Genomic DNA, 16,299 nt, shown 5'->3' with positions numbered 1-16,299 from the left:
TCCGACAGGAGACAAACCATGTACCTCGATCCTGCCCGCATCTGGAAGACCGACAAGCCCACCTATGTCGTCGTCCTCGATGCCGAAACCCGTTACGACCATGCCGTCCACGATCGCTACCTCGCTGCCGAGCGCTGCACGCCCGCCGACCTTGCCAATCTTCATCCACGTGACCGCCGGCATGATCCCCGCGCGACGCCACGCTGGCCGTGTCAGCAAATAGTGGCTCTGAGCTGGCTCGTGCTTACCGATGGCGACGACGGCCTCCGTCCTGTCCGCATGGAGACCAGGGGCTGCCCAGAGTTCGACGAGGCCGGGATCGTCGGAGCCTTCCTCGCCGACATGGAAGCGCTGCAGAACGTACAACTGACGACCTGGGGCGGTTTTTACGCCGACGTGCCGCAAATTCTTCTCGCTGCGGCGGCCGCGGGATTGCGACTGCCAACATCTCTGGCCGGCCTGCACTCACCGTGGCGACGCGAGGCCAGCGGGCACTGTGACCTCATGACCGAGATGTGTGCTGGCGCGAAGCCGCCGCATCTCGCCGAGGTCGCGGCCAAGATCGGTATTCCCGCCAAGCTGACCTGCCGCCCGAATCTGGTCAGCGGTCTAATGGATCAAGGCAAATGGTCGTCGGTGAAGGCCGTCGCGGAGGGCGACGTGCTGACCACGTGCATGCTGCTGATGCGATGGCGGCACCTGCTGGGCGGCACCGTCTCGACGCTGGAGGCGGCGCGAAGAATCTCGTGCTTCGTCGCCGAGCACTGCGGCCACCGCCCCTATGCCGCCGACTGGCGGCAATATGGCGACGACATCGTCGCTGCCGCTCTCGCAGCCGAAACCCAAAAGCTCGGAGCGCTCGCACCCGCACCCTGCAGCTGAGCGACGGTGATGGCCTCTACGACGAGGCGGAAAAGAAATCGGGGCCAAGGCCTTAAGGAGTATATCGACATGAGCATCAACGATTCGATCGACACTATGCAGGCATGGACTCACGCATTGCGTGTCGGCATGGGCTACCCACAAGTTGCTCCCATCGGGGATCCAACGGCTTTCGCCTCAAGCGGGCGCAAGGATCTCGCCGGCGCGCTCGAAGTCGCCGCGATCGTCAAGCAAAGTGGCCAAGACATGGTGCTGGTGGCATTCGACCTCCCCATAGTCGACGGGCCGTTCGATATCTCGCTGTTCACCCGCGCAATCGTCCACGTCGACTGGCACGATGACGTGCAACCTTGGCTTGCCAGCGATGACAGCCGCATCGAGCTGCTGACCGCGACGCAGCGCTGGTCGGTCGGACCCCGCTCGGTCCTGACCGTGTCTCCGCTGCCACCACGCAGCAGGATCAAGCGTGGAATCGAGCGGGCTCATCGTCGCTGGCGAGAAATCGCCGGGCAGGTACACGGGATCCACCTATCGGGATCACGCTTCATCCCAGCCGGCGCGACCTTGGCCGAGGCCGTGCCGATGGAAAGCCTTCGTTCGGCAGCGTGATCTAGGTGACAACAGCGGCATGGGTGCTCGGTCCGCACTTCATGTCGACCTCATTATAGATGGCAATAGGCACGCCTTCGCCCTGCAGCGCAACCGCTTGACGATACTGAGCGTGCGTGGTGACGAAGCGTCCGAAAGGCTGCTTGTCGCTGATCACCAGCCGCGTCGTGCTGACTCCAACCCCGGCCATGATGCGTGCCCCCTCGCCAGCCAGACGGCGCGCGAGGGGGCCGTTGCGGGCCTCGCCGAGGATGAAGATGCGCTCGCCCTTCAACGGGCCGTCCAGCGCGGGTGGCGGTGCCTTGGCGCGGGGCGGGTTGCTCGGCGCAAGCCAGCCGGCCAGGTTCATGCCGGTATGCTCCATGGCGCGCACGATCACCATGCCGGCCGCCCGCGCGTCGCTCAGCGCGTCATGATGCTTGTGCGGCAGGTCGAGGAAGCGCGTCAGCACGTTGAGCCGATGGCTCGGTAGATCGGGCCATGCCCGTTTCGCCACGCGCACGCCGTCGAGCCACGTCGCCTCAATCGGATCGCGCCGATGGAGCAGACAGGCGGCGGCCAGCGCGCCCTTGTCGAACAACGAATGCGCGACGGTGATCCGGCCGGACAGATGGCCCGCGATGATCGCATGGGCGTCAGCGAAGGTCGGTGCGCCGATCACATGATCGGCAGTTATGCCGTGGATGCGCGTGTTGAACGACGAGAAGCGGTCGCAGGGATCGAGCAGCGTCTCATAGGCGAAGGTCTCGCGACCGTCCTTGAAGCCGACGATCCCGATCTGGCAGATGCTGCTCACCTGCGAGCAGGACGTCTCAACGTCGACGACGACGAAATCGGGTGCGTCGATGCCGCCGGCCTGCTCCGTCACGGGTCTGCCCGTCACGCCGGTCATCGCGCGTCTGCCAGGCTGCGGAAGGTGATCGACCAGCGCGGTTGTTCCATCGGCGCGATGCTATGCTCCCATTCGTGTCGCGCCGGACCGGTCATGTGATAGCCGCCGCGCGGGTTGAGCGGCATTGATACGCGATCGAACCCGTCGCCGCGTCGGCGCCGGAAGCGCATGGTGGCGGGCGCGCCGAGCGACAGGCCGACGACATGGCCGTAGATCGGCCGGTCGCGATGCCAGCCGATCCCCGCGCCCGGATCGTAGCGGATCAGCAGCGCCTGGATCAGCGCTGCCGGCGCCAGCCCGGCGAACCTGGCCGCCCTGTCACGGATCAGGAGCAGCCAGTCCGGCATCGGCGGAGCGTCCTTGGGGCGGCCCACCTCGAAATCGTAGCTCCACCCGAACGAGGTCGTCAGCCGCTTGCCCGTCCAGCCCTGGAACCGGAACGGCGCCAGGTCGGTGGCATCGATGTTGTCGATCAGCAGGCGCTCCTCCTGCACGCTGATCAGCGACGCTCGTTGCGCCAGCCCCGGCAGCAGCGGCGTGTCGAACAGGTCCAGCATCATGCCGCCGCCTCGACGAAGATCGGCAGTTCGTCGGCGGCATCGGTCGTAACCCCGGCGAAGTTGGACACCGTCACCCCGACCAGCCGGATGCCCTTCTGCGTCGGCAGCACCGACCGGATCAGCGCGAGCGCGGCGGCGTGCAGTGCGTGGCGGTTTATGACCGGCAACGGCTGGCTGCGACGCCGGGTGATCTGGTGGAAGTCGGCATATTTTACCTTTACCGTCACCGTCCGGCCGAACGCCTGGCGGCTCTCACACCACGACCACACGTCGTCCGCCATCCTGAGCACGCCCGCCTCGATCTCCGCCGCTTGCGTCAGGTCACGGTCGAAGGTCGTCTCCGATCCCGAAGACTTGCGCACCCGGTTGGGATTGACCGGGCGGTCGTCCTGCCCGCGCGCGATGGCATGATACCATTCCGCGGCGCTGCCGAAATGCTGCTGCAGGAACGCCAGCGACTTCGCCTTGAGGTCGGCGCCCGTCTCAATTCCCAGCCGCTTCATCTTCTCCGCGGTCACCGGCCCGACCCCGTAGAAGCGGCTGACCGGCAGCGTTTCGACCCAGGCGGCGCCCATGTCTGGCGTCACCGCGAACTGGCCGTTGGGCTTGCGATGGTCGGAGGCGAGCTTGGCGAGGAACTTGTTGTACGAAACACCCGCCGACGCGGTCAGCCCGGTTTCGGCGAGAATGTCGGCGCGGATCGCCTTGGCAGTCAGCCAGGCTGTGTCCAGCCCGCGCTTGTTCGCGGTGACGTCGAGATACGCCTCGTCGAGCGACAGTGGCTGGATCAGGTCGGTGTAGCGCGCGAACACCTCATGGATCTGGCGCGATACGTCGCGATAGACCTCGAAGCGCGGCGGCACGAAGACGAGGTCGGGGCAGCGACGCAGTGCGGTGACCGACGGCAGCGCCGAGCGGACGCCGAACGCCCTCGCCTCGTAGCTCGCGGCGGCGACGACGCCGCGGGCGGCGGCATGGCCGACGGCGACCGGCTTGCCGCGCAACGACGGATCGTCGCGCTGCTCCACCGACGCGAAGAAGGCGTCCATGTCGACGTGGATGATCTTGCGCACCGCCATGGCGCCTTCTACCGCAGGCGGAACGGATTGGGAACATTCTGTCGAGAGCGCTGGAGAATATGCCATCGGGGGTGCATCGGCTTGACCATGGGCCCGCCCCGCCCGACCTGTACCCGTGCAAAGGAGACGCAACGATGGTCGAGGCACGTTGGAACGGCGCGGTGATCGCGAGGAGCGACGATACCGTGGTGGTCGAAGGCAACCACTATTTCCCAGCGGATTCGGTCGACCAGTCGGTGCTCCGGCCCAGCGCCACGACGTCGGTCTGCCCGTGGAAGGGCACGGCGCATTACTACAACCTGGACGTCGATGGCGCCGAGAATGCCGACGCCGTCTGGTACTATCCCGACCCGAAGCCCAAGGCCGAGGCGATCCGCGACCGGGTCGCGTTCTGGAAAGGCGTGACGGTCAGCTGACGCCCATCAGCTGCGATGGATATGCCGTCAGCAGCCCCATCGCCTCCTCGACGGGCGCAGTCAGCCAGCGTTGCTGATCCTCGGCCAGCAGGATGACCGGCATCGCCTTCGGGTGCTTGGGCGCGACCAGCGGGTTGGGCTCGGTGGTGCAGAAGGCGTAGACGCGGTCGTGGTCCTGGTCGAACTTCCACAGGCCGGCGAAACACGGTGTCTCCTGGTCAGCGACGGTGAACCACCAATTGGTGTCGCCGGGCCCCTGCCGGTCGGCAACGGCCTTCGGCTCGGCGAAGCGGGTGAAGGGCACGAGGCAGCGGTGCTCGGCTTTCAACAGCCACGGCTTCCACATGTTGCTCTGCATGTTCCGCGCGTTGGTCCACCAGTCGTAGAGGAAGGGCAGTTCACCCTCCCGCGCCGGCCGCTTGCGGGGTTTGCGCGTCGGAAAGCCCCAACGCATCGTGCTGAGCACGCGTTGTCCGCCCTCCTGCCGCACGACGAAGCCGGGCTTGCCGGGGGCAGCGTAATCCTTCTCGACCGCCAGGGTATTGGCCGGGTCCTCGGCGGCGGCCAGCGCGTCGAAATAACCGCGCGGATCGACCTTCAGGCTGTAAAGATTGCACATTCTACCGTTCGATCACGAGCGATAGCGCGACACAAGCCTCTTCCAGGTCGCAGCGTCGGGATAGGGTAGCGGTTCGCCCGTCGGCGGATCGCGGCCCACGGTGATCCGCGGTCGTGCCTTGAGCCCGTCCCGTGTCCGACAAGCCGCGCAGTGCAGCCTTCCGCAGACAGCCGGCAGCGTGTCCTCCCAGCCACGCCGATGGAACAGCCACCACAGCGACACGGCGTCGAGGACGCGGATGTGGCCGCATTCGGGACAGGTGAGCCGCAGCGTCCGCTTGTGCAACGCGCACTGTTCGAGCGTCCGCAGGCGGCGGCCGACATGGTCATAGTCGCTACTGGACGAGGCATGGCGCGTGCTGGTGCCTGGGCCGTCCCCTGCTGTTCGGTTCATCGATTCGGCTCCGCAACGCCTTGACCCTTCATCAAGAAATACGGAACATAAAGCGAACACGTGAGTCGCTGCAATGATGTCCGCTGCCCTTCGCCGCCAAGAAGCCGAGGCGCTCCTGCGAGAGTGCAGCGACGCTGCGCGCGTGGACGACACGGCCATCCTGCCCTTCGGGATCGAGGCGATGGACGGGCGACTGGCGGCAGGAGGTCTCGCCCTGAACGGGCTGCACGAGGTATCGCCGGCAACGTCGACGCTGAGCGACGACGCGGCTGCGACACTGTTTGCGGTGGGCATCGCGGCGCGCGCCGCAGCCGATCGAAGCCGGCGCGTGCTGTGGGCGGTGACCCGCTTCGACCTCTATGCACCGGGGCTTGAACAGGCAGGACTCGACCCGGCGACGCTGCTGTTCGTCGAGGTGCGCGAGGACAAGGACGTGCTCGCCGTGATGGAGGATGCCCTGCGCCATGGCGGGCTCGCCGCCGTCGTCGGCGAGGTGAAGCGCGCGGACATGGTCGCCAGTCGCCGGCTCCAGCTTGCCGCCATGACCGGCGCGACGCCCGCCCTGCTGTCGCGGCGCTGGCGACGTCAGGCCATCGACCCGCTGACCGAACTCTCTGCCGCCATGACGCGCTGGCGGATTGCCTGCGCACCGTCCGCCCCCCTGCCCGCGCCGGGCGTCGGCCGGCCGCGCTGGACCGTCGAACTCGCCCGCCAGCGCGGCGGGCCGGGCTTCACCCTCGAACTGGAGGCTTGCGATGCCACGGGTCGCCTCGCTCTACCTGCCGCACCTCGCGATCGAGCGGTTGCGGCGGCTGGAGCGACCGCGCGCGCTGCCTGACGCGCCCGCGCTGCCGCTGCTGCCGGTCGACGACGACCCCGGCGCCTGTTCGGTGCCGCGGGGTGGCGGCTGGCGGCCGGGCGCGCGCTGGGCGCAGGCGGAGAGCGCGCGCGCCGCGATCGCCGAGGAAGCCGCGGCGCTGCCGCTTCACCAGCAGCCAAGGATGCGCGAACTCGGTCGCCGGTCGGAGGCCGCGGAGCATCCGTTCAAGCGCGCACAGGCGACGGTTGCGGCTCGCCAGCCGGGACTGGTTGCGCCGGTTGCTCACGCCGTGCCGCTGATCCTTGCCGAGGCAATCGGCCAGCGGCAGGTAATCGCCGCCGCCTGCCCCGCGGCGCTGGCGCTCGGCCTCGTACCCGGCATGGCGATCACCCAGGCGCGCGCCCTGGTGCCCGATCTCGACATCCGCCCCGCCGATCCGGTGGCGGATGGAGCGGTGCTCGACGGGCTGACGCTCCACGCCGTGCGCCACTGGACCCCGACCGCCGCGCCGAGCGGCGCGGACGGACTGTGGCTCGACCTGACGGGCACGGCGCATCTTCATGGCGGCGAGGCGCGCTTCTGCGCGCGGCTGGTCCGCTTCTGCCGGCGCTTCGGCTATACCGCGCGCGTCGCAGTGGCGGGAACGCCGGGCGCGGCGCATGCGCTGGCACGCAACGGGCGCGAGGCGGTGACGATCGTCCCCACCGGCGGCGAGGCGCAGGCGATCAGTGCGCTGCCCCCCGCCGCCTTGCGGCTGAGCCCCGACGCGATCACCGCGGCGCAGCGGTTCGGCTTTGACCGGATCGCCGACCTCCTGCCGCTGCCGCGCGGACCGCTCGCGCGGCGGCTGGGGCTCGCCAGCGTGAACCGGCTCGACGCGGCGCTCGGCCGGGTGGCGGAGCCGATCGTGCCGGTCGTGCCCGAGGAGATGCCGGTCGCGAAACGCCGGCTGCTCGAACCGATCGGCACCGCCGAGGCGATCGAGCAGGTGATCGCCGACCTTCTCGCCGACATGATGCTGGTGTTGCAGGCGCGCGGGCGCGGCGTGCGCACATTGGTGCTGCTGCTCGAACGGATCGACGGCAGCGAACAGCGCCTCGCGATCGGCACCGCGCGCGCGACCCGCGACGCCGCGCACCTCGCCCGCCTGTTCCATCTGCGTATAGAACGGATCGAGCCGGGCGACGGGATCGAGACGATGCGCCTCGCCGCGACGCGCACCGATCAGCTCGGCGCGACCGCGGTGGCGGGCGACCTGACCGGTGAGGCGGCGGTGCCCGATGTCGCGACGCTCGTCGACCAGATCGCCGGCCGGGTCGGCGAGGCGGCGCTGTTCACCGCCGCGCCGGTCGAGAGCGACGTGCCCGAACGCGCGGTGCGCCGTGCGCCTCCGCTCGCCGCGCCGACCGGCTGGCCGGCATGGCGCCGGCCGGTGCGGCTGCTCAGCCGGCCCGAGCCGCTGAGCGGCGTGCTCGCCCTCCTCCCCGACGCGCCGCCGCGCCGCTTCACCTGGCGCGGGCAGGTCCATGCGGTGGTCGCGGGCGACGGGCCGGAGCGCATCTATGGCGAATGGTGGCGGCGCGACGGCGAGGTCTGGGCGGTGCGCGACTATTTCCGCGTCGAGGACGAGAGCGGCGCGCGCTTCTGGCTGTTCCGCCGCGGCGACGGGGTCGAGCCTGCGACCGGCGATCTCAGCTGGTATCTTCACGGGCTGTTCGGCTGATGACGACGTATGTCGAGCTTCAGGTGACGAGCCATTTCTCGTTCCTGCGTGGTGCTTCGTCGCCCGACGAGCTGTTCGCCGCCGCCGCGCTGCAGGGTCATGGCGCGCTCGGCATCGTCGATCGCGGCAGCGTCGCCGGGCTGGTGCGCGCGTGGGAGGCGCAGAAGGCGACGGGCGTGCGGATGATGGCGGGCGCGCGGGTCGACCTCGACGACGGCCGCGCGCTGCTGCTCTACCCGACCGACAAGCCCGCCTGGTCGCGGCTGACCCGGTTGCTGACCCTCGGCAAGGCACGCGCGGGCAAGGGCGGCTGCACGCTCGGCTGGAGCGACGTCGTCGCGTGGAGCGAAGGGCTGGTCGCGATCCTGCTGCCGGGCGAGGCGGATGCGGTGACCGCGGCGCAGCTCGCCGAACTGCGCACGACCTTCGGCGCGCGCGGCTATTGCGGCCTCGCCTTCCGCCGGCGGCCCGACGATGCGCTGCGGCTGTACGATCTCGCCACGCTCGCGTGCAAGGCGGGCGTCCGCACAGTGGCGCTCGGCGATATCCTCTACCATGCCCCCGAGGCGCGGCTGTTGCAGGACGTCGTCACCGCGATCCGCGAGAAATGCATGGTCGACACGCTCGGCTACCGGCGCGAGCGCCATGCCGACCGCCATCTCAAGTCTCCCGCCGAGATGGAGCGGCGCTTCGCCGCCTTCCCCGATGCGATCGCCGCCACCGCCGCGATCGCGCGCGCCTGCACCTTCGACCTTGGTGAACTCAGCTATCAATATCCGCACGAGCGCGTTGTCGAGGGGCTGACCGCGCAAGGCGCGCTTGAACAGCTGACCGAGACCGCGGCGGCGCGGATGTTCCCTGGCGGCCTGCCACAAGCCTATCGCGACCAGATCGCGCACGAGCTGCGGCTGATCGGCGAGCTCGGCTATGCGCCCTACTTCCTGACGGTGAACAGCATCGTCGCCGAGAGCCGGCGCCGCGGCATCCTCTGCCAGGGGCGCGGCTCGGCGGCGAACAGCTGCGTCTGCTTCGTGCTCGGCATCACCAGCATCGATCCGATCAAGCACGAGCTTCTCTTCGAGCGCTTCGTCTCCGGCGAACGCCGTGAGCCGCCCGATATCGACGTCGATTTCGAGCATGAGCGGCGCGAGGAGATCATCCAGTGGATCTACGACACCTACGGCCGCAACCATGCGGCGCTCACCGCGGTCGTCACCCGCTATCGCGCGCGCGGCGCCGTGCGCGAGGTCGGCAAGGCCTTGGGCCTGCCCGAGGACCTGACCAAGGCGCTCGCTGGCCTCGTCTGGGGCTGGAGCCAGGAGGGCGTCGGCGAGAAGCAGGTCGCGCAGCTTAACCTCAATATGAGCGACCGGCGGCTGCGCCTCGCGCTCGAACTCGCCCGCCAGCTGATTGGCGTGCCGCGCCATCTGTCGCAGCATCCCGGCGGCTTCGTGCTGACGCACGACCGGCTCGACGACCTCGTCCCCATCGAGCCCGCCGCCATGGTCGACCGGCAGGTAATCGAATGGGACAAGGACGATATCGACGCGCTCAAGTTCATGAAGGTCGATGTGCTGGGCCTCGGTATGCTCGGCTGCATGAACCGCGCCTTCAACCTGCTGGAGGAGGCGAAGGGCATCCGGGTCGGCATGGCCGACCTGCAGGACGACGACCCGGACGTCTATGCCATGATCCAGAAGGCCGACACGCTCGGCACCTTCCAGATCGAGTCCCGTGCGCAGATGAGCATGTTGCCGCGGATGAAGCCCGCGCGCTTCTACGATCTCGTCATCGAGGTTGCGATCGTCCGCCCCGGCCCGATCCAGGGCGACATGGTCCACCCCTATCTCCGCCGCCGCGAGGGGCGCGAGAAGCCCGACTATCCGCGCCCCGAGCTACGCGCGGTGCTGGAGAAAACGCTGGGGGTGCCGCTGTTCCAGGAACAGGCGATGAAGGTCGCGATCGTCGGCGCGGGCTTCACCGCGGTGGAGGCCGACCAGCTGCGCCGCGCTATGGCGACGTTCAAATTTACCGGCGGGGTCAGCCACTTCTACGACAAGCTGGTCGAGGGCATGGTCAGCCGAGGCTATCCCCGCGACTTCGCCGAGCGCACGTTCAAGCAGATCGAGGGCTTCGGCTCCTACGGTTTCCCCGAGAGCCACGCCGCCTCCTTCGCCAAGATCGCCTATGCCAGCTGCTGGATGAAGCACCATCATCCCGACGTCTTCTGCGCCGCGCTGCTCAATGCCCAGCCGATGGGTTTCTACGCGCCGGCGCAGGTCGTCCGCGACGCGCGCGAGCATGGCGTCGAGGTGCGACCGGCCTGCATCAACACCAGCCGCTGGGACTGCACGCTGGAGCCGACACGCGGCCGCTATCTCGCGGTGCGGCTCGGCCTGCGCCAGGTGCGCGGCCTCGCCAACGCGCATGGCGCTGCGATCGTCGCGGCACGCGGATTCGCGCCCTTCCAGTCTGTCGAGGAGGTCTGGCGGCGCGCAGGCGTGCCGCGCGCGGCGATCGAGCGGCTCGCCGAGGCCGATGTCTTCCATTCGCTCGGCGAGGACCGCCGGCAGGGCCTGTGGAAGGTGAAGGGGCTGGGCGAGGCACCGCTGCCGCTCTTCGCCGCCGCCGACGCGCAGGCCGCGATGTTCAGCCCGGAGGGGCTGGAGCCCGACGTCTCGCTACGCCCGCTGACCGAGGGCCGCGAGGTCGTGGAGGATTATCGCGCGCTCCAGCTCTCGCTCCGCGCGCACCCCCTCGCCTTCCTGCGGCAGGAGTTCACCCGCCGCGGCATCATCCGCTGCGCCGACCTCGCCCACATCAAGGACGGCCGCCATGTCGAGGTCGCCGGCATCATCCTCGTCCGCCAGAAGCCGGGCAGCGCCAAGGGCGTCCTCTTCATCACCATCGAGGACGAGACGGGGATCGCCAACGGCATCCTCTGGCCCGACCGGTTCGAGGCGCAGCGCCGCACCGTCATGTCGGCCGCGATGATCGGGATGAAGGGTCGCGTGCAGAAGGAGGGGCAGGTGATCCACGTCATCTGCGACCGGATCATCGACCATGGCGCGCTCCTCGCCCAGGTCGGGCAGATGGACTTCCCGCATGCCACGGGCCGCGGCGACGGCGCGCGCCATGCCGGCAGCCCCGACCGCGGCGATGCCGGCTGGCGACCCGGCCCGCGCGACAGCTATTGGCCGCCGCACGCCAACGGCATGGACCCGGAGGCGGTCGTGCGGATCAAGTCCCGCGACTTCCATTGATCGGCCGATCGATCGGCCATGTCGCGCCACCAGCGGATCATCATCGACCTGTCGCTCCACATCCTGCGCGCCGCCGCCGCCCGCTCGGGGCGCGGCAAGGTCGACACGATCGAGGTCCGCCTCGCCCTGCGCTGCCTGATCGCCCACTGCCCGGAGCGCTGGCCGCTCGACATGTTCTGGAACTCCGCCGCTACCGATCACGACATTGGCCGGGCGCAAGGCTGCACCGCAGCGTTGAATGGGATACTGCGCCAGCTCAGGCTTAAATAGGCCGAATGAACCACTTCCAGCCGTTCAGCACCCCCAATGCAGCATCCGAAACCTGCCATCCGTTCATGTGAGCAGAAGACCGCTCCGGGCTACTCGGCGAAGCGGTCGAACGGGAGGCTTGGTCATTATCCTCCGTTTCTGCCGCCAGGATGGCGCGCGCGGAGGCTGAATTACGACCCGTGTGACAGATCACTGTGACAGATCACTGTGACAGAGCACGCTCATGCCCTCGGCGGAAGTCAAAAATAATCCAATCTTTTCAATACACTTTGCCCGGATGTGAAAAAGCGAGACGAGCACATGTAGTCATGTTATTAAATGCGCAGTGTGACACAGGGTAGCTGATGGGTGATCCGATCGAAGCCATTCTCGAGTTTTATGGGCCTTTGCTGTCAAGCGAAGTAGCGACCAGGCTGGCCGAGCGTGCAGGCATCTCCCCGACAGCCGCGCGCCAGCGCCTGTCGCGCGCACGTGGAAACGTCCGCAAGCTCGCCGGCATTCCCTTCCCGCGCAACGCCCGCTTCATGTATCTCGAACAGCAGTTCGGATCCCCGACCTACTGGTACAAGCTGGCCGCCACCCTCATCGCCAACAACTCGGCCCTCGGCTACGCAATCTCGGCTCTCAGGCAGCATCGCGGCATGGTGCCGGCGCACCAGTTTCCGATCATCTGCGGATCGCCCGTCCGCCAACTCAAGCATCTCTCCGCCGACACCGTGCTCCAGCGACTGACCGAAGCCGGGCTGGTCAAGACCGTCGCGGTGTCGGGCGTCGGTGAATGCGTGGCACTTGTCCAAGACGATGAATTCTACAAGATCGGCGCCATTGAAATGCGCACGCGCACGATCACCGAGGATATTCTCCTCACGGCGGTCCGCGACTGGCTACGGAAGCTCGGCATCGCCAGCTACCATCTCGTTAACACCCGCACCGACCAGAAGCTGCCTCAGGTCGGCACCTTCGTCTGGGACCTGAGCGCCCCCTCCTATCTCGGCGCGGTCGTCCGGTTCAGCCGCGAGGGCGAGCCCAAGCCCGGCTTTGTCGTTTGCGACGTCAATCTAGCCGGGGACATCACACTCGCCGGCGCCGCGCCCTTCATCCGCAAATGCGCCACGCTTCGCGCGCTGCGTAATGTCGGCTCCTGCATTCAGATCCTCGTCGCCGACCGCTTCCACAAGGATGCCTTTGTCGCTTTGCGGGCGGCCGGCATCATCGCCGCCACGCCTAAATCGCTATTTGGTGCCGAAGTGGCGGAAGCCCTGCGCGAGCTGACCAGTGCGCTGACCGAGGCGGCTTACGCCTCCTTCGATTCCGAGAAGTTCGACCACCTCTTTCGGACACTCGGTAAGATCGGCGGCGCGGCCAATCAGCTCCGCGGCGCGCTGTTCGAATACATAACCGCAGACATCGCCAAACGGACCTTCCTCGGCGAGGTCACTATGAACCGCGTATTCAAGGTCGCCGACAAGGGGAAAGCCGAGATTGATGTGCTGGTCGTGCGGCAGAACCAGCGGCTGATCGCGATCGAATGCAAAGGCTACACGCCGCGCTCGATCATTCCCGACGACCTTTTCAAGCGCTGGCTCCAGCACAATGTCCCGGTCGCCTATGCCTATATCCGCCAGCATTCCGAATGGCAGAACCTGCCGTGCCACTTCGAGTTCTGGACCAGCGCCCCGATCAGCGATGAGATGCTCGCACTGTTCCAAAAGACCAAGGCCGCGCTGAAGCCGAGCCGCTACACGATCGATCTGCGCGGTCCCCAGGACGTATGGAAAACCTGTATCGACACCGGCGAGAAGAAGTTGATCGATGCCTATAGCCATCACTTCACCCCGGGCGACGGCAGTCTTCCGCCACTCTCGAAGGCGGCACCTCCCAAAAGAGCGCCTGAGCCGCCGGAGTATGAGGAAGACAATTGGGGGGCGGCATGATGTCTGATCCGCACGACCTTGCCCGCGCTTTCACGAGAACCTTCGCGCACGTCGAATATTGCCTGAAGCGCTCAGGCTATCTGCGCCCCAAGCGGGACGTCGCCGAGGCCGACTGGGATGCCTTCGCCCGCGACCTCGGGCCGGCATTCTTCAAGGCGATGATCGACAAAGAAATCGCCAAGACTCTGATTGGCGAACCGCCCCGCCGCCTTCTAGCCGACCTGCGATGGTCGCCCGAAATCCCGACGCCGCTGACCAATGTCCACAGTCTGATCATCGAGGGGGTCTGCCGCGTGCGCAACAGCTATCATCACGGCGAGAAGTTCGTTGGCGGGCCCGAGGGGCAATATGATCGCGACAGGGTGCTGGTCGCCGAGGCGCATGCGGTGCTGGACGAGGCGGTCGCTTGGTCGCATCTCATCAAGAACTGACTTGTGGCATCGATGGCGCCGTTTCCGGGGGTCGAGACTTGGGCCGGTTGCCAACCGGCATGGCGCACGCGGCATCTTCACCAGGTGTGGGGCGCAAACGACTGCAGCGAAGCTAATCAAGGTTTGCGCCGATCGCTCAATGACACAATTTCAGCATCCCCATCCGTACGCGCGCCAACGACACGCATCGACGGTTTCAGTCGCACCAAGTTCGGCGGCACTGGAGACAGATATTCCTCCGAAAGTCCGCTCAGATTCGCGATGTCCGCAGCGCTGAGTCCGATCTCTCGAACGAGGTCGGCGCGACTGACGATGCCCTCATCGAGGATCATTTCAATCGACGCAGCAAGATTATGGGGCTGCTCAACCGGCAGCTCGCCGTCCAGGGGCTCAAACCCGCGCCAGCGCCGATAGCTATAGTACTGCCAGAGTCGCCGCTCGTATTCGGGCGTGATGCGTTCCATTGCGGCCAGGCGCTTGATCATTGCGGCGACGGCAACTTTCCATTTGGGCTTGATGCTGAGCAGCGCCTCCAGCGACAACGAGTAGACGTCGTCGCCGAACGAGGATTCGGGCAGCAGGAAGGCGCCGGCGAAGGCCATGGCCTGTTCTTCGATGAGCGTGAAATGTTCAGCCAGTTTCTGAGGACTGACTCGGCGATGCAGGACGACGTGCCCGAGTTCGTGACCAGCATCGAAACGGCGGCGCACACCGACGTTCTTATCCCGCGCTAGAAGAATGTAGGGTCGGCCATTCTCGGCCCAACGCGAAACCCCGTCGAGCTTAGTCGAACCGATCTCGTCCTGGGCAACGACGATGCCGGCGTTCTCGATCACCAGCAGAAGGTCCTCTATCGGCTCCTCGCCAAGCGACCAATGTTCGCGCAGTGCGCGCGCATAATGCTCGATGTCCGCGATCCGCAGCGTCCGGAAATCGCGATCGCCGATCAGGTCCGGAACATCGACAGTCGGCAGTTCGACGTGCTCGCTCAACGCATTGTCGATCGCCTCGACAAAACCGAGCTTCGCCTCGGCCTTGTCCCGCATGCGCCCCAGTTCCGACTTCATCGAGCGGAAGAAGGCAGCGCCTTTCGCTCGGTCGACCGGCTTGAAGAACCAGCTCACCTCGACTCCGAGCACCTCCGCGAGACGTGGCAGAACGGCAGGGTCGGGCTTCTGGTCGTGATCGTCGCTCTCCCACTTCGAGATCGTCGTGTCGGCCCGCTCGACCAGCTCGGCCAGTTCCTTCTGTCGAAGTGCGCGCGCGCCGCGCGCCATGCGAAGCCGCGCTGGCACGAATCCCTCAACGCCGGGCATGATGCATCCCGTTCATACGAACCCTTCCCAACCGTCACTTCTTGGGTGCGGGCTTTTTCCTGAGTTTCGGCAGCTTGCGCTGTACGGCTTTGCGAACGGGCTTCTTCATACCCGCGATCTTCTCGCGCAAATACCCCATGATCTGCTCGAACGAGTAGCTGTGATAGCGCTGCTTCAGGTCAGTCGATGGCACCCACAAACCTACAAACGAAGGAATTTCCGGCGTCGCTGCGTTGTGTTCTGAAACGATGAGGCCGCCGAAAGCGCCGTCAGGGATAAGCGTGGACACAGCACCCGCCGCTGGTTCGAAAAGCGCGCCTTGGGGATCGAGCGGTGCGTTACGGGCGCACAACGTCTTCACATAAGAGGACCGCGTTCGGAGTTGGCGCGGCGCGCCGTTGTAGCGGCTGAAAACCAAACCAAGGACGAGGGTGAAAGCACCGATCCGAACCGTCGGGTAGCTCCAGGTTGCAGGCGTGGTCCAGCTGGTGCCGACTTCAAGAGCCGTCCGAGCTCCGGCGGCGCGGACCGCCCGCTCCATGAAATGACGCCGCAACGTGCCTCGCGCCTGCTTTGCGGACGGCACGTTCGCCTGGGGAATCGTTCGGACCGCATCAGCGGTTGCCGCGACAATCTCCTCTTCGAGCGCCTGAAAGAACCGCAACAGCTGTTCTACGTCGTCTGAGCGGGTCAGCAGATCAAGCGGAACAAGGGGTCGATGCGGCATCTGACGCACTTTCGTATCTATGACAAACGACGTATAAACTTTCGTTCGGCGGTTGCAACCCCTCTTCTGTTGGCGTTGCATTCGTCGGTAATGGCAAGTTCGAGAGCGAGCGGACATTGCTGCCACTGCTTTGGAACGGCTCGTATTGGTCGTGAACCGCCGCCCTCTCCGTCCCTGGCTGACCCACACTCAGATTCTCGACAAAAATTTTGGCTTTGCGGAAGCGATCGTCCGTTCAGCGAAGAGGTGAGCCCCACTCCGCTGTAGTTCACCATAAGCTGGACCGCACCGCGAGGTGCTTCACCAGCGCATCCGCCAAACCCACGCGCGCATAGAAGTCGGGCAATGTGCCGACGCCGGGGCAG

At 66.7% G+C, this 16,299-nt stretch carries 16 protein-coding genes; 9 read left to right on the top strand and 7 right to left on the bottom strand.

From position 1 onward, the window contains the following. Positions 1-18: 18 nt before the first annotated feature. Both GGQ80_RS07450 and GGQ80_RS07445 read left to right on the top strand, forming a co-directional pair. The gene (locus GGQ80_RS07450; RefSeq protein ID WP_183983274.1) at positions 19-882 is read left to right on the top strand and encodes a 3'-5' exonuclease family protein; all 864 of its coding nucleotides are present in this window, start codon (positions 19-21) and stop codon (positions 880-882) included. 69 nt (positions 883-951) lie between these two features. Next, entirely contained in the window at positions 952-1,491 is a 540-nt protein-coding gene (locus GGQ80_RS07445; protein WP_183983272.1) for a hypothetical protein, read from the top strand. Between the two features lies 1 nt (position 1,492). On the opposite strand, the gene GGQ80_RS07440 is transcribed toward GGQ80_RS07445, so the two are convergent. The 3 genes from GGQ80_RS07440 to dinB are packed head-to-tail and all read right to left on the bottom strand — an operon-like array spanning position 1,493 to position 4,022. Continuing rightward, a complete protein-coding gene (locus tag GGQ80_RS07440; protein ID WP_343050929.1) occupies positions 1,493-2,359 on the bottom strand; it encodes a 3'-5' exonuclease in 867 nt (288 codons plus the stop codon). Positions 2,360-2,379: 20 nt separating this feature from the next. Beyond that, positions 2,380-2,943, bottom strand: a complete 564-nt coding sequence (locus GGQ80_RS07435; protein WP_183983268.1) for an alpha-ketoglutarate-dependent dioxygenase AlkB — start codon at positions 2,941-2,943, stop codon at positions 2,380-2,382. After that, complete coding sequence (gene dinB / locus GGQ80_RS07430) at positions 2,940-4,022, bottom strand: DNA polymerase IV (RefSeq protein WP_183983266.1); 1,083 nt, start codon at positions 4,020-4,022, stop codon at positions 2,940-2,942. Before dinB ends, GGQ80_RS07435 begins: the two co-directional genes overlap by 4 nt. A 134-nt stretch (positions 4,023-4,156) precedes the next feature. Here dinB and GGQ80_RS07425 point away from each other — a divergent pair, with 134 nt between their 5' ends. Further along, complete coding sequence (locus GGQ80_RS07425; RefSeq protein ID WP_183983264.1) at positions 4,157-4,438, top strand: DUF427 domain-containing protein; 282 nt, start codon at positions 4,157-4,159, stop codon at positions 4,436-4,438. On the opposite strand, the gene GGQ80_RS07420 is transcribed toward GGQ80_RS07425, so the two are convergent. Together GGQ80_RS07420 and GGQ80_RS07415 are read right to left on the bottom strand one after the other, a co-directional pair. Next, the gene (locus GGQ80_RS07420; RefSeq protein WP_183983262.1) at positions 4,431-5,057 is read right to left on the bottom strand and encodes an SOS response-associated peptidase; all 627 of its coding nucleotides are present in this window, start codon (positions 5,055-5,057) and stop codon (positions 4,431-4,433) included. The genes GGQ80_RS07425 and GGQ80_RS07420 overlap by 8 nt on opposite strands. A 12-nt stretch (positions 5,058-5,069) precedes the next feature. Then, positions 5,070-5,450 carry a hypothetical protein gene (locus GGQ80_RS07415; RefSeq protein WP_183983260.1) on the bottom strand — a complete coding sequence of 127 codons (381 nt, stop codon included), beginning with the start codon at positions 5,448-5,450 and terminating at the stop codon, positions 5,070-5,072. Positions 5,451-5,592: 142 nt separating this feature from the next. On the opposite strand from GGQ80_RS07415, the gene GGQ80_RS07410 reads away from it, so the two are divergent. The 6 genes from GGQ80_RS07410 (at position 5,593) to GGQ80_RS07385 (ending at position 13,891) form a co-directional block, all read left to right on the top strand. Further along, the gene (locus GGQ80_RS07410) at positions 5,593-6,288 is read left to right on the top strand and encodes an ImuA family protein (protein ID WP_343050928.1); all 696 of its coding nucleotides are present in this window, start codon (positions 5,593-5,595) and stop codon (positions 6,286-6,288) included. Continuing rightward, the gene (locus GGQ80_RS07405) at positions 6,206-7,993 is read left to right on the top strand and encodes a Y-family DNA polymerase (RefSeq protein ID WP_183983258.1); all 1,788 of its coding nucleotides are present in this window, start codon (positions 6,206-6,208) and stop codon (positions 7,991-7,993) included. The genes GGQ80_RS07410 and GGQ80_RS07405 overlap by 83 nt, the downstream gene beginning before the upstream one ends. Further along, positions 7,993-11,256: an error-prone DNA polymerase gene (locus GGQ80_RS07400; RefSeq protein WP_183983257.1), complete on the top strand. Its 3,264-nt coding sequence runs from the start codon at positions 7,993-7,995 to the stop codon at positions 11,254-11,256. Before GGQ80_RS07405 ends, GGQ80_RS07400 begins: the two co-directional genes overlap by 1 nt. A gap of 18 nt (positions 11,257-11,274) precedes the next feature. Next, positions 11,275-11,526, top strand: coding sequence for a hypothetical protein (locus tag GGQ80_RS07395; RefSeq protein WP_183983255.1), 252 nt, complete (start codon positions 11,275-11,277; stop codon positions 11,524-11,526). Between the two features lie 344 nt (positions 11,527-11,870). Further along, the gene (locus GGQ80_RS07390) at positions 11,871-13,460 is read left to right on the top strand and encodes an NERD domain-containing protein (protein WP_183983253.1); all 1,590 of its coding nucleotides are present in this window, start codon (positions 11,871-11,873) and stop codon (positions 13,458-13,460) included. Continuing rightward, positions 13,457-13,891 (top strand): hypothetical protein, encoded by a 435-nt coding sequence (locus GGQ80_RS07385; RefSeq protein ID WP_246346932.1) that lies wholly within the window; start codon positions 13,457-13,459, stop codon positions 13,889-13,891. Before GGQ80_RS07390 ends, GGQ80_RS07385 begins: the two co-directional genes overlap by 4 nt. Before the next feature lie 116 nt (positions 13,892-14,007). Here the strand turns inward: GGQ80_RS07385 and GGQ80_RS07380 are convergent, their stop codons facing one another. Both GGQ80_RS07380 and GGQ80_RS07375 read right to left on the bottom strand, forming a co-directional pair. Continuing rightward, positions 14,008-15,207 (bottom strand): helix-turn-helix domain-containing protein, encoded by a 1,200-nt coding sequence (locus GGQ80_RS07380; RefSeq protein ID WP_183983251.1) that lies wholly within the window; start codon positions 15,205-15,207, stop codon positions 14,008-14,010. 34 nt (positions 15,208-15,241) lie between these two features. Further along, entirely contained in the window at positions 15,242-15,934 is a 693-nt protein-coding gene (locus GGQ80_RS07375) for a hypothetical protein (protein WP_221364235.1), read from the bottom strand. Positions 15,935-16,299 lie beyond the last annotated feature (365 nt).

Origin of the sequence: Sphingomonas jinjuensis (assembly GCF_014197105.1) — a bacterium.
Lineage (GTDB): Bacteria > Pseudomonadota > Alphaproteobacteria > Sphingomonadales > Sphingomonadaceae > Sphingomonas > Sphingomonas jinjuensis.
This window is presented reverse-complemented; position numbering and strand designations above follow the sequence as displayed.